Origin of the sequence: Phytobacter palmae, assembly GCF_039409775.1 — a bacterium.
In the GTDB taxonomy this organism is placed as follows: Bacteria; Pseudomonadota; Gammaproteobacteria; order Enterobacterales; family Enterobacteriaceae; genus Phytobacter; species Phytobacter palmae.
This window is the reverse complement of record NZ_JBCIVJ010000007.1, coordinates 133,841-146,672: the sequence shown is the minus strand read 5'-3', so window position 1 is coordinate 146,672 and position 12,832 is coordinate 133,841. Positions and strand designations below refer to the sequence as shown.

Annotated in this window: 10 protein-coding genes; 4 read left to right on the top strand and 6 right to left on the bottom strand. The window is 52.4% G+C overall.

The window, feature by feature from the left end; translation table 11 throughout:
* The first annotated feature begins 11 nt into the window (after positions 1-11).
* Positions 12-980 carry a sensor domain-containing diguanylate cyclase gene (locus AAIG39_RS11005; protein ID WP_090084182.1) on the top strand — a complete coding sequence of 323 codons (969 nt, stop codon included), beginning with the start codon at positions 12-14 and terminating at the stop codon, positions 978-980.
* A 395-nt stretch (positions 981-1,375) separates the two neighbouring features.
* A complete protein-coding gene (locus AAIG39_RS11000; RefSeq protein WP_343193854.1) occupies positions 1,376-2,827 on the top strand; it encodes a tagaturonate reductase in 1,452 nt (483 codons plus the stop codon).
* Between the two features lie 384 nt (positions 2,828-3,211).
* Here the strand turns inward: AAIG39_RS11000 and pdxR are convergent, their stop codons facing one another.
* Positions 3,212-4,609, bottom strand: a complete 1,398-nt coding sequence (pdxR, locus tag AAIG39_RS10995) for a MocR-like pyridoxine biosynthesis transcription factor PdxR (RefSeq protein ID WP_343193853.1) — start codon at positions 4,607-4,609, stop codon at positions 3,212-3,214.
* Positions 4,610-4,701: 92 nt separating this feature from the next.
* Between pdxR and AAIG39_RS10990 the strand changes: the two genes are divergently transcribed.
* A complete protein-coding gene (locus tag AAIG39_RS10990) occupies positions 4,702-5,181 on the top strand; it encodes a carboxymuconolactone decarboxylase family protein (protein ID WP_343193852.1) in 480 nt (159 codons plus the stop codon).
* Here the strand turns inward: AAIG39_RS10990 and AAIG39_RS10985 are convergent.
* On the bottom strand, positions 5,173-6,075 hold the full coding sequence (locus tag AAIG39_RS10985; protein ID WP_343193851.1) for a LysR family transcriptional regulator: 903 nt from the start codon (positions 6,073-6,075) through the stop codon (positions 5,173-5,175). The genes AAIG39_RS10990 and AAIG39_RS10985 overlap by 9 nt on opposite strands.
* A gap of 98 nt (positions 6,076-6,173) precedes the next feature.
* On the opposite strand from AAIG39_RS10985, the gene AAIG39_RS10980 reads away from it, so the two are divergent.
* Entirely contained in the window at positions 6,174-7,589 is a 1,416-nt protein-coding gene (locus tag AAIG39_RS10980; RefSeq protein ID WP_343193850.1) for an aldehyde dehydrogenase family protein, read from the top strand.
* Between the two features lie 34 nt (positions 7,590-7,623).
* Here AAIG39_RS10980 and AAIG39_RS10975 read toward each other — a convergent pair whose 3' ends face one another.
* From AAIG39_RS10975 to nifB, 4 genes are all read right to left on the bottom strand, one after another.
* Positions 7,624-9,201, bottom strand: coding sequence for a methyl-accepting chemotaxis protein (locus tag AAIG39_RS10975; protein WP_343193849.1), 1,578 nt, complete (start codon positions 9,199-9,201; stop codon positions 7,624-7,626).
* 265 nt (positions 9,202-9,466) lie between these two features.
* Positions 9,467-10,624 (bottom strand): EAL and HDOD domain-containing protein, encoded by a 1,158-nt coding sequence (locus AAIG39_RS10970; RefSeq protein ID WP_343193848.1) that lies wholly within the window; start codon positions 10,622-10,624, stop codon positions 9,467-9,469.
* Between the two features lie 274 nt (positions 10,625-10,898).
* Positions 10,899-11,414: a nitrogen fixation protein NifQ gene (locus tag AAIG39_RS10965; RefSeq protein ID WP_343193847.1), complete on the bottom strand. Its 516-nt coding sequence runs from the start codon at positions 11,412-11,414 to the stop codon at positions 10,899-10,901.
* A complete protein-coding gene (nifB, locus tag AAIG39_RS10960; RefSeq protein WP_343193846.1) occupies positions 11,411-12,811 on the bottom strand; it encodes a nitrogenase cofactor biosynthesis protein NifB in 1,401 nt (466 codons plus the stop codon). The genes AAIG39_RS10965 and nifB overlap by 4 nt, the downstream gene beginning before the upstream one ends.
* Between the last annotated feature and the right edge of the window lie 21 nt (positions 12,812-12,832).

Sequence of the window (12,832 nt, the reverse complement as noted above, 5' to 3'; positions counted from 1 at the left end):
ATAGGTTCTTTATGAAAACTCCTGCAATTCCCATTGATGAGGAAAAACGCCTGGCGTCGTTACGCGAATCCGGGCTGCTTGATACAGGAACCAGCGAACGTTTCGACCGACTAACAAGGCTGGCAAAGCGGTTATTCAATGTGCCAATCGCGCTGGTGACGCTGGTGGGTGAAAAGACCCTGCATTTCAAAACCAGCGACGGCGCTGCCCACGAAAACCTGCCGCGCCATCTCTCTTTTTGCGGGCATACCATCCTTAGCGCAACACCGCTTATCATCAACGATGCCGGTTGCGACGAGCGCTTTTGTGATAACCCGCTGGTAACCGGAGAATCCCATCTGCGTTTTTATGCAGGCTATCCACTGCGCCTGCCTGATGGTGCGCTGGTAGGCTCATTTTGCCTGCTCGATCGCAACCCGCGCGGTTTCTCGTCCGCCGAGGTGGATATTCTGAAAGATTTTGCACTGATCGTGGAAAATGAGTTTGCGGTGATGAGCGCGGCTACCACCGATGAACTCACCGGGTTATTTAACCGCCGCGCTTTTGATAACCTGGTAAAATTTGCTATTAAGAGCGCCCGTCGTCGCGCTGAGCCGCTTGCGCTGGCATGGCTGGATCTCGACGGCTTTAAGCAGATTAATGATAACTGGGGCCATAACGAGGGTGATGAAGCCCTGCGTTCGATGGCGAAAGTCATGCGTGAAAGCTTTCGTGAAGCGGATCTGTTAGTGCGTTATGGCGGAGATGAGTTCGCGGTTCTTTTCTCTGACACGCATGAACAGGGAGCCTGGATTGCCGTTGAGTACCTGGTTGAGCAGACCGAAGCCTGGAACCAGGCTTCCGGCAAACCCTGGAAGCTCGCCTTCTCCTGGGGGGTAAGTGAGTTCGATCATAACGGTAATGGCGATATAAAAAGCTGGCTGGAAGATGCGGACGCCAGGATGTACGCCATGAAGACCAAAAACCATCGCGAACGCTGATGCCATAGCTAAATCTCTGACAGTGGATGTTGTGTTTAAAATCTGTTGCTCGCCTGGTGGTTGCTTTTAAGGATTAAAAAGCACCACTTCCTCTTCTTTCGCCTTTTTTGCACCCGCGAAATTCGTGCCCGTAACACTGGCTGCAGGACGTAATCTTTTTATACCCGCAGTGGCTGGCAGAAAGCCGGCAATAGCCCGCAATTGTCTTGACGCCGGATGGCACAAGGTCTGCGGCGAGCGTTTTTATACGTTTTTGTGACGGGTGTTGCATTTTTGGGGCTGCCGCTGGAAATGTTGTCTCGCTTTGATCAAAACAGGGGTTCATGGTCGAAAAGTTTGATAAGTTATTAGACCAATCTTCACAGGTTGTATGACTAATCAAAAAGGAACCCATTGTGAACACTGTTAACCGTCGCGATTTTCCCGGCGCTTCTTACCCTGAGCGTGTGATTCAGTTTGGCGAAGGCAACTTTCTGCGAGCCTTTGTTGACTGGCAGATCGATTTACTGAATGAGCACACTGACCTGGATGCGGGAGTGGTGATTGTTCGTCCAATCGACAGCGACTTCCCGCCCTCGCTGAGCACCCAGGACGGTTTGTATACCACTATCATCCGTGGCCTGAATGAGCAGGGCGAAGCGGTCAGCGACTCGCGCCTGATCCGCTGCGTGAATCGTGAAATCAGTGTTTACGGGCAGTACGATGAGTTCCTGAAACTTGCGCATAACCCACAGATGCGTTTTGTCTTCTCCAACACCACCGAAGCCGGTATCAGCTACCACGCTGGTGATAAATTCGATGATGCGCCCGCTGTTAGCTATCCGGCTAAACTGACCCGTCTGTTATTCGAACGTTTCAGCCATTTTAACGGCGCGGCAGACAAAGGCTGGGTCATCATCCCGTGTGAACTGATCGATTATAACGGTGACGCGCTGCGTGAACTGGTGCTGCGTTATGCGCAGGACTGGGCGCTGGGCGACGCGTTCGTGGCATGGCTCAACACCGCAAACACCTTCTGCTCCACGCTGGTTGACCGTATCGTAACGGGCTATCCGCGCGATGAAGTGGCAAAAATTGAAGCGGAGCTGGGCTACCATGACAACTTCCTCGACACTGCAGAACACTTCTATCTGTTTGTGATTCAGGGCGCGCAGTCTCTGGCCGCCGAGTTGCGTCTGGACAAATACCCGCTGAACGTGCTGATCGTCGATGACATCAAGCCGTATAAAGAGCGCAAAGTCGCTATTCTGAATGGCGCGCATACCGCACTGGTTCCTGTCGCCTTCCAGGCTGGTCTCGATACCGTGGGCGAAGCCATGAACGACAGCGAAATCTGTGCCTTTGTTGAGAAGGCGATTTATGAGGAGATCATCCCGGTTCTTGACCTGCCGCGTGATGAGCTGGAATCCTTTGCCAGCGCGGTGACCGGACGTTTCCGTAACCCGTACATTAAACACCAGTTGCTCTCTATTGCCTTAAACGGCATGACCAAATTCCGTACCCGCATTCTGCCGCAATTGCTGGCAGGGCAGAAAGCCACCGGTAAATTGCCTGCGCGCCTGACCTTCGCGCTGGCCGCGCTGATTGCTTTCTACCGCGCAGACCGCAATGGCGAAGCTTATCCGGTACAGGACGATGCACACTGGATCACCCGTTATCAGCAGCTGTGGGGCCAGCATGGCGACCATCAGATTAGCACCAGCGATCTGGTGAAAGCGGTGCTGTCGGTAAGCGACCACTGGGAGCAGGATCTGACTCAGGTAAACGGACTGGTAGAACAGGTTTCTCTGGATCTCGACGCTATCCTGCTGCAGGGCATGCGTCAGGCTGTAAAACCGCTGTGCTGATAGTCTTCTGCATTGAGTTTGACAACCCGGCATCAGCCGGGTTTTCTTTTTTATGAATTTAGTTACAACATACTATTTATTACGCCAACAACACACGCATCAGAATCGGCGGAAAAAAACAAAAAGGTCTGTCAGGATGGAAGATCTTTTCTATACTTTACTGTGCCACACCAGTGCCGATACGTTCGGCTAGGGAAATCCGTTGTTGCCGCAGCCTAGCGCAACAAGAACGAAAGAGAGGGACAAGCAATGGAAAAGCTGGAAAGAGCGGTGCCTGTAGTCATGGGTCTGGTCGTCAGTATTTCGCTTATTGCCACGGCATGGGATATCTCATTCGTCAGTACGTTACCCTGAGTAGTTGCCTGAAAGGGGACTCGTTCCCCTTCAGGCCTTAAGCCATTCCCGCGTCTCTTTTGCTACCCGCTGTAATAATCCCACCGCCTCTTTGCTGCTATGAACATTGGTGAATCCCATAATTAACCCATAGCGTTTTTCAGAGCTGTTATACCACTCTGAAAGCGGACTGACTTTTAGCTGCTGTTTTTGCCAGATTTGCGCCAGATGAACATCTCCTGCGCCATGGCGCAGAAACGCGATAATATGCATGCCGCCATCATTAACCTCCACATCGAACAGATCCGGAAAAACCTGGTTTAACGCATCGATCACCAACTGACGACGCTGCTGATAAAGGTTGCGCATCTTCTTTAAATGGCGAAAGAAATAGCCTTCGCTAAGAAAGCTTGCGACGATTTTTTGTGTCAGCACGGGTTGTGCGCTCTCGGTTATCTCACCGGTCTCATGAAATGCGCTGAGAGTACTGCGCGGCATGACCAGGTAGCTGATACGCAGGGCAGGCATAATCGTTTTACTGAATGTGCCTATATAAATGACCCGATCATCAGTATCGAGGCTCTTCAGGGCAGGCAGTACCTTGCGGGTGTAATGGAACTCGCCATCATAATCATCTTCTACGATCCACGCGTTATTAGCCGTGGCCCACTCCAGTAACTGGCGTTTACGGGCCAGAGAAAGGGTGACCGCAAGCGGGCTGTGGTGTGAAGGGGTAATACAGACAAAGCGGGCATCCGCATGGTTTTTCAGCAGGTAGTCAACATCGAGTCCTTGCTTGTCTACTGGCGCGTAATGGAGGTTTTCTACCTCCTTTTTCAGTAATTGCTGACCAAAGATATAGCCCGGGTTTTCAATGACGACTTTATCGCCGCGTACCGCCAGCGCATTGAGGATCAGCGTAAGATTATTACGATAACCGCCTGTAATATAAATCTGCTGTGCCGTGCAGGTCAGCCCGCGCGAAATAGTCAAATAACGGGCGATGGTCTCCCGCAGCGGCGGATACCCCATCAGTGGGGGATTGGTCATCTCAGCGGGGGACATGGCGCGTACGGCTTTGCCTGACAGAAGCAACCATTTCTTATAAGGAAAAGCATCCAGCGCGGGGATGCCCAGACGGAAGTAACCCTGCTGGTCGCGAATATCCACCATTGATTTGAGCTGTGTGTCAGCCGTCCAGGTCTGGATAGGGGATTCCGTCTTTTCAGGGACCCGCAGATCAGGATTAACCCGCGTGCCCTTCGCGCCCTGACTTACCAGATAACCTTCGCCTGTCAGAATGGCATAGGCAGTTTCCACCGTTTTACGCGCAACCCCAAGTTCGTCTGCCAGCACACGCACCGAAGGAACTTTGTCACCGGGTTTGAGCTGCCCGCTGAGAATGTTATGCCGGTAGCGCGTGTAAATGTCGCGATAGCCCGTTTTCATGTCCTACCTTGTTTGTCTGTTTTTGTACCTTTTTAGTACGTCATAAGCCTCTAATATAGCGCTTGTCTAATTAATTGATGAGGAAAATGACAATGACCACTCGCGCTAACCACTTCCGGACCATACCTGCTCTTATCAATACGCTGGTCGAAGCCAGCATGGCATCACACAAAAGCTCACTGGATGGGGCAATCAAAAACCTGGTGGATATTCGCGCCTCTCAGCTTAACGGCTGCGCGTTTTGTCTGGATATGCACGTAAAGCAGGGCAAGTTGCGCGGCGAGCGCGAACTGCGTCTTTACCATGTGGCTATCTGGCGGGAATCTCCGTTATTTAGCGCCAAAGAAAAAGCGGCGCTGGCGTTAACCGAAGCCTTGACACATATCGGGCCGGATGGGGTGACGGATGCGGTTTATCGCCACGTGCGGGAACATTTTAGCGAAGTAGAGATTTCCGAACTGGCGTTTGCCATTGCCACCATCAACGCCTGGAACCGCCTGCAGATTCTGGCACAAATGGCACCCGGCTCGCAGGATGCGGCCTATGGTCTGGATCGTGCCGGGTTACAGTGAGTGCTGTCTGTACTCGCGGATAAAGGCGATAAACGCCTGCAAACCGGCCGGAATATGGCGATGACCGGGGTAATACAAACACAGCCCTTTAAAGGGCTGTGTCCACTCATTGAGCACACTGACCAGCCGGCCTGAACGTAAATCGTCTGCAATATACAATTCCGGTAAAAAACCGATGCCGAGTCCTGCGCGTACTGCGGCAATGGAGGTAAACAGATCGGTGGTGGCAAGCCTTGGCTGCACAGCAATGGCAAACTGTTCACCGTGGCGTGCAAACTCCCAGCGATAAATCCCGCCGTGAGACATCCGCATGCAGATACCTTGTTGGCGGGTGAGGGCTTCCGGTGTCTGCGGTGTGCCGAATTGAGCAAACCACTGCGGCGTGGCGACCACCCGCATATGAATATCCGGCGTCAGCGGCACCGCAATCATATCCTGTGGAACGGACTCTGCCAGGCGAATCCCGGCGTCATACCCCTCGGCAACGATATCGATCATGCGGGCATCGCTGGCGGTTTCCATGCGTATTTGCGGATAGCGCGCCAGAAAAGAAATCACCAGTTCATCGAGAAAAAGCTGTCCGATAGCCTGCGGTACATTAATGCGTAACGTGCCGGACGGCTCATCAGGCTGGCTGTGAATTTCGTCAGCGGCCTGCTGGATCTCTTGCAGCGCCGGACCGATGCGGGCGACAAAACGCTGTCCGGCTTCGGTGAGCGCGACGCTACGTGTCGTGCGGTTAAAGAGTCTGGCATCAAGACGCGTTTCCAGTCCGGCAATCGCGTTGCTGACCGCTGTTGCCGACATACCCAATTCCTGGGCCGCAGCACGAAAACTTCCGCGACGCAGCACCGCCATCACCACTTCCAGCTCAATCAAACCTGAACGATGCATAGATTATCCTGATAATCGAAACAACCCTTGCAGGATAACCCGGATTATCGGCGCGATAAAGCTATGCCAGACTGGCTGCATCAATCGTGGAGGACACTATGCAACAGCTTGAACATCTCTGGATCAATGGCGAATTTACCCAGGCCCTGGGAGAAGACTATTTCGACTTATACAACCCTTCTACCGCTGAGGTGACAGGGCGGATTCGCATGGCAAATACCGATGACGCCGTGCGGGCAATTGCGGCGGCTAAAGCGGCGTTTGTTGACTGGTCTCAAACAAGCGTTGAAGAGCGGCTGGCGGTTTTACAACGAATGCGGGATGCCATGGCAGCCTGTCAGGATGAACTGCTGCATGCCATTGTCCAGGAATACGGAGCCCCGGCGTCGCGTTCCGCCTGGATGGCCAGTTATCCGGTGGCGGTGATTGACCAGGTCATGCATGACTTGCGGCAATTTGAATTTTCCACCTCCGTCGGCAAAGCCCTGGTGAAGATGACGCCGCTTGGGGTGGCCGGGCTGATTACACCCTGGAACAGCAACGCCGGGTTTATCTGCGGCAAACTCGCGGCAGCGCTGGCGGCTGGCTGTACGGCGGTGATCAAACCAAGCGAGATGAGCGGATTACAGACCCATGTGGTAATGAAGGCCCTGCATGCAGCCGCGCTACCGCCAGGGGTGTGCAATATCATTACTGGCTATGGTGCTGTGGTGGGTGAGGCCATCAGCCGCCACCCGGACGTTGCCAAAATCTCCTTTACCGGCTCGACGCAGACCGGGAGAGCGATTTTGCGTAATGCCGCCGACAGCTTTAAACGTGTCACGCTGGAGCTTGGCGGTAAATCACCGACGCTGATTCTCGACGATGCCGATCTGGCGACAGCGATACCGCTTGCCATCCAGGCCGGGTTTATGAATAGCGGCCAGGCGTGTATTGCCGGTACGCGAATTCTGGTACCACAATCACGCAAAAGCGAGTGTGAAGAGGCGCTACGCAAGGCGGTTGAAGCGGTGAAATCCGGTGACCCGCTTGATTCGCAAACGGAAATTGGCCCGATGGTCAGCGACAAACAGTGGCAGCGGGTACAAGGCTATATTCGCCTGGGTCTGCAAGAGGGCGCACGTTTGCTGGCCGGGGGAGAAGGGCGTCCGGAAAATAGCGGGCAGGGGTGGTTTGTGAAGCCGACACTTTTTACCGATGTGGACAATAGTATGCGTATCGCCCGTGAAGAGATTTTTGGCCCGGTACTGTCAATAATTACCTATCGCGACGATGACGACGCCGTGGCGATCGCTAACGACACGGATTACGGTCTTAGCGCGCTGGTATTAGGTGCAGATATGCAGCGGGCAGAGCGTATCGGCGAGCGTATTACCTCCGGTCGGGTGCAAATCAATACTCTGGCACACGAAGCGGGGGCACCGTTTGGCGGTTTTAAACACTCGGGGATCGGTCGCGAAATGGGGCGCTGGGGGATCGCGGCGTTTATGGAGCCGAAGGCGGTGGTCAGGTAGTAAAGAGACGCCGGTTTCCCGGCGTCACGTTTTCTTAGCGGGCGTCTTGCATTTTTAACTGGAAGAAACGCACGGAGTTACGCAGTTGTTCGCTTTGCTCAGACATGGAGTGGGCGGCGACGGCGGCCTGTTCCACCAGCGTGGCGTTCTGCTGGGTAACCTGATCCATCTGGTCGATAGCGACGCTGATTTCACGAATCCCCTGATGCTGCTCGGTCGAGGCGGCGGAAATCTCTGCAACGATATCTGTCACTTTATTAACGGAGGTGACGATCTGCTCCATCGCCCGGCTGGCGGTGTCCGCATAACGAGAGCCGTCGGTAATTTTATGGACGGTCCCTTCGATAAGTTGCTTAATTTCTTTGGCGGCGTTGGCACTTTTTTGCGCCAGGGTACGCACTTCGCCGGCGACCACCGCAAAGCCTTTACCCTGTTCACCGGCGCGGGCGGCTTCAACGGCAGCGTTGAGCGCCAGAATGTTGGTCTGGAAGGCAATCCCTTCAATTACCGAAATGATATCGACGATTTTCTGCGAGCTATCGGAGATTTCATGCATCCGCTTGAGCATATCGTCCACTTCTTTGCCGCCTTTAACGGCGGTTTGCGACGTTTCGCGCGCCAGTTCGCTGGCCCGGCGGGCATTGTCGGCGTTACTTTTTACGTTTTCTGTAATCTGCTGCATGTTCGACGAGGTTTGTACCAGCGAGGCGGCTTGTTCCTCTGTACGCTGGGACAAATCATTGTTGCCCTGTGAAATTTCGCTGGCGGCAAGAGATATAGCCTCACTGCCATGGATGATCCCATCGATAATATCGGCCAGTTTGCCATTCATAAATTTGATGGTTGCCAGCAGACTCTGGGTATCGTTGTCTTTCAGTTTGACGTCGGCTTTCAGATTACCCGACGCAATTTCATTCATGATCTCCACGGCATAGGAGGGTTCGCCACCCAACTGGCGGGAGAGGCTACGGGAGATGAGAAGTGCGATGAACCCGGTGGCAATCAGCGCCAGCAGCAACAACCCACAGAAGGTATAGAGCGCTTTGTCGTAGCCGGACTGCGCAATCGCCCCCGCTTCTTCTCCGCTGGCTACCTCTTTATCCACCAGCGTGGCCAGATCTTTCATCAACTGGGTACGGTATTTGGATGACACCGCGCCGCTGATTTTGGACGCTTCCTCCAGTCTGCCTGCGCTGACGGCCTCGATAACTTTGGCATTAACGTCGACAAAATTACGGAAGTTATCGACAACCGTATTAAACAGGGTACGCGTCTCTTCCGGCGCATCAGCGGAAATTTTAGCGAACTGGCGCTGGGCATTTAAAAATGTCGCCTGATTTTGCAGCAGCTCGCCACGATGTTGTTCCCGCTCAGCAGGGGTGACGGAACCGATATACTGAATTTGCTGTAAGCGCATTTCTGATAATACCCCGCGCATTTCCAGGGTATATCGCACGCCCGGCATACGATTATCACGAAATTTATCAATATGAGATTTACTGACGTGCAACTGATAAATGGAGACAAGGCCGAGTACTAACATCATGACTATAAGAATGGAAAAGCCGGTCAGCAATTTTGCTAATACGGATGCCTGAGAAAATTTTTTCATAGTGGTCATTTTTTTAATGAAAGGTAATAGCTATATCGGTAATAAAAGCGGAAAGGTTGATTTTTTTTAATTGATCTTAATCACATATTTTTATTTTTATGAAGTCAGCCTGATAATGGTTAAAAAAAGGCTGTGGTCGAAGCGGTGAATGTATTGGAAATGTAAATAAAATGAAAATAATATGATTGTGACTAAAGTGAAATAATGTTTCAGCGAAGAATAATTTAGCAACGGAAATAACTGTTGACGAAATGATTTCAGTTATTCATTTTGCAAAACTTACTGGTAACTCATCGGCCCATTTCGTTGCTTTATTCATCATCTCACTTACTGCATACTCCGGCAGACCTATCTCTTTCGCCTTATCGCTGGCTTCTTCCCACAGGCGTTGTTCATAGAGCATAGCGAGGCAGACATACTGATAGAGCGCGCCGTTCTGGTGTTGCAGGGCTGCAATTACCTCTTGCGATACCGCAATTTGCGCCATCAGATCTTCCAGAGGCATTTCGAGGATCACATCCAGTAACGAAAATAATCCAACCATAAAGGCTTCGTTGGATAACGTATGCGACGGTGTACGGGCCGCTGCCAGTTCACAGAATTTGGCGCGAATCAGGCTTAAATAATAGATTTCAGTGGTCTTAACGGTTTCGAATGAAGTTAAACAGGCCACCAGCACAAAGCGACGTAGCTCATTAATCCCAAGATAAACGACAATATCCTTCAGCGATTGATTACGTAAACCGGTAATACCCCTTTTATTGTAGAGGATATTTTGTGCGTAACGCATAATCTTGAATGACAGCGATACATCGCGCTTGAGCAAATCTTCAATACGATTCAAATTTGGCGATTCGACGTTAACCTCATGCATGAGTTTTAAGGCAAATGCGCGGTTATGTAACAACTTGTTTCTTTTGTGTACTACGGGTTTGCTGAAGAAATAGCCCTGAAAGAGGTGGAACCCCATTTTTTTATAGACCTCAAACTCGTCATAACTTTCGACTTTCTCGGCCAGGAAAACGGCGTGACGTAACATCTCATGCCGATTGTCTATATAAGCAGCAATTTCTTCGCGTGAATTTTTCTGAATATCGAATTTAATAATATTAATATAGGGAATAAACGCATCCCAATCTGCACTTAACGAAAAATCATCCAGTGCGATACGAAAGCCCTGGGTTTGCATCCGTTTTACGGTTTCCAGCAAGCGCTGATCGGGGCTGGAGGTTTCGAGAATTTCGATAACGACACGATCTTTTGGCAGAGTTTCGGCAAGGCCATCCACCAATAACTGATGCGGAAAATTAACGTAAACGGAAGTATGCTCGTCCTTGCGACCAACTGGCGCACCAAAAAACTGTTCTTCGATCAGTTGTGTGGTTGCCTGTTCCGATGAAACATCAGGGAAACGATTTACCATGCTATCCCTGAAAAGCAGTTCATAACCGACAGTGTTTAATTTGTTATCGAAAATTGCCTGTCTGGCCACAAAAGAAAACATTCATTACCTCACAAATCCGCACGCCTCACATCATTCTCGATAATACAAGGTACATTAACGCCGCAGGTAAATGAACACGCTTGCGTAGCATAATCATCTCTGATGATTGTTAAAATATAGGCTTAAATCCGTGATTTAACAATTTATGAAAGGTAAAGAGTAAAGGCCCTGCACGCGGGCAGGGCCAGAAGAGTTAATGCGTCTCGAAACAGAGCTGCCGTTCGCAACATGCGTCGCAACTGGGCGAGCGACAAATGAGTTCTCCCTCTGTCTGTAAGCAGCGCTGACGATAGAAAAATTTCTTCCAGCGCATATTTTTGCTATTCATCTCTACCAGTTGCGGAAAGCAGTCGGTCATAAGTTCGCGCAATTCCTGGCGTGAACTCAGTCCGAGATCCTGCCACAGATGGTTAAATGCCAGCGAGACGCTGGCGATGATCTGATGCATCGGCTCCGCCGTCGGCAACATATGACACGCCAGCCAGTCTGCCAGCTGCGTGCGTTCCTCTTCACGACTGGCAATCAGTTCAGACATTAATTTACGCCGCAAAACCACATCCGACGGCGTGGCATGCAGCGGCTCGTTTTGCAGGGTGAGCGTCAGCCAGCAGTTATCCGAAAGTCCCATCTGCAAGGGATAACAACCTTCGCCCTGCGCGTAGAGATGGAGCAGGCGGTGAAGCCAGTAGTGCTGCGCGAAGGCGCTCATGCCACCCCCTTATGACGATCGGCCTGTTGCCACTGCCGACGCGCCTTTTCCCACCAGCGCGCCAGCGTCGGGACAACCGGTTGCCACGCGTCATCGACACAGGGCTGAATACCTTGCGCCTCCAGTTGCTGCCAGGGGCCATAGCCAATACGCGAACAAAAAACGGCTTTCACATCCGCCAGAAGCGCCATGATCGCCGCCATACGCGCTTCACTCTCCTGAGGCTCGCATTCGTCGCTCCCCTGGCAGAATTTAGGGGTAAAACGCTCATTCACCAGCACAACGCCTGCGGCGGAAAGGCTGTATATACGAAAACGATCCGCGTGACCAAAATGGCAGTCAATTACATCTCCCCGAGTGGAGGCGACTGCGACCAGACAGGCATCCGCCTCGTCTGACTCGCCCTGAGTGGCGATACTGGCGTGTAACCTGGCGCGTTTTTGTAGTGTCGGCAGCCAGGGCGCAGGCGCGGTTTCCGCCGGGGTAAACAGAAATTGCTGGCTGCGATCTTCACCGAGCATCCCTATCGCATCGGCGCGGCACTGCTGGCAGTGGGTCATTTGCGGCATCACCTCGCCACACTGCTCGCGGGTGGCGGCAAGCATCGCCGCGTCCGGTTCGGGTTGACCATTGAGGCCGAAGACGGTGCCATGTTCTGGTCGGGCAATCAGCGGCATAATGTTATGAATAAACGCGCCGTATTGCCGCAATGTCCGGCTGACATCGACCAGAGAATGGTCGTTGATGCCGGGAATTAGCACCGAGTTGATCTTCACAAGCACGCCTTTCTCCGTCAGCTTACGCACCCCTTCCAGCTGGCGGGCCACCAGGATATGTCCGGCTTCGCGACCGCTGTAGCGTTCGCCATCCAGCCACAGCCAGGCATAGATCTGGGCGGCGATATCCGGATCAAGGGTGTTAATGGTCACGGTGACGTGGTCAACGCCGACTTCCAGCAAGCGATCAACAGCATCGGGCAGCATCAGGCCGTTCGTCGACAGACACAGTTTCATATCCGGCAGTTGCTCGCGGATCAGTTCCAGCGTTTTGAAGGAGCGGCCAATGTTAGCCAGCGGGTCACCGGGTCCGGCGATACCCACCGCCGACAGTTGAGGAATTGCCGTCGCGACCTGGCGAACTTTCGCCACCGCCTGTTCGGGGGTAAGCAATGACGAGGAGACGCCGGGGCGGGATTCATTACTGCAATCGAATTTTCGGTTGCAGTAGTTACACTGCAAATTGCAGGCGGGCGCAACCGGCAGGTGCATACGGGCGAAACGGTGGTGGCCGCTACGGGAGTAGCAGGGGTGTGACGCCACTTTTCCGGCGATAAAATCGCTCAAAGGTTCATCAGGTGCCTGGCAACCCTTGCCAGTGGTGGAAGAGCAGGAAGTCATGATCGCTCCTTAATTTGCGTA

Excerpts from the sequence above, each read along its gene's own strand:
- AAIG39_RS11005 (WP_090084182.1), top strand. The coding sequence starts at position 12 with ATGAAAACTCCTGCAATTCCCATTGATGAGGAAAAACGCCTGGCGTCG.
- pdxR (WP_343193853.1), bottom strand. The coding sequence starts at position 4,609 with ATGAAAACGGGCTATCGCGACATTTACACGCGCTACCGGCATAACATT.
- AAIG39_RS10990 (WP_343193852.1), top strand. The coding sequence starts at position 4,702 with ATGACCACTCGCGCTAACCACTTCCGGACCATACCTGCTCTTATCAAT.
- AAIG39_RS10985 (WP_343193851.1), bottom strand. The coding sequence starts at position 6,075 with ATGCATCGTTCAGGTTTGATTGAGCTGGAAGTGGTGATGGCGGTGCTG.
- AAIG39_RS10980 (WP_343193850.1), top strand. The coding sequence starts at position 6,174 with ATGCAACAGCTTGAACATCTCTGGATCAATGGCGAATTTACCCAGGCC.
- AAIG39_RS10975 (WP_343193849.1), bottom strand. The coding sequence starts at position 9,201 with ATGAAAAAATTTTCTCAGGCATCCGTATTAGCAAAATTGCTGACCGGC.
- AAIG39_RS10970 (WP_343193848.1), bottom strand. The coding sequence starts at position 10,624 with ATGGTAAATCGTTTCCCTGATGTTTCATCGGAACAGGCAACCACACAA.
- AAIG39_RS10965 (WP_343193847.1), bottom strand. The coding sequence starts at position 11,414 with ATGAGCGCCTTCGCGCAGCACTACTGGCTTCACCGCCTGCTCCATCTC.
- nifB (WP_343193846.1), bottom strand. The coding sequence starts at position 12,811 with ATGACTTCCTGCTCTTCCACCACTGGCAAGGGTTGCCAGGCACCTGAT.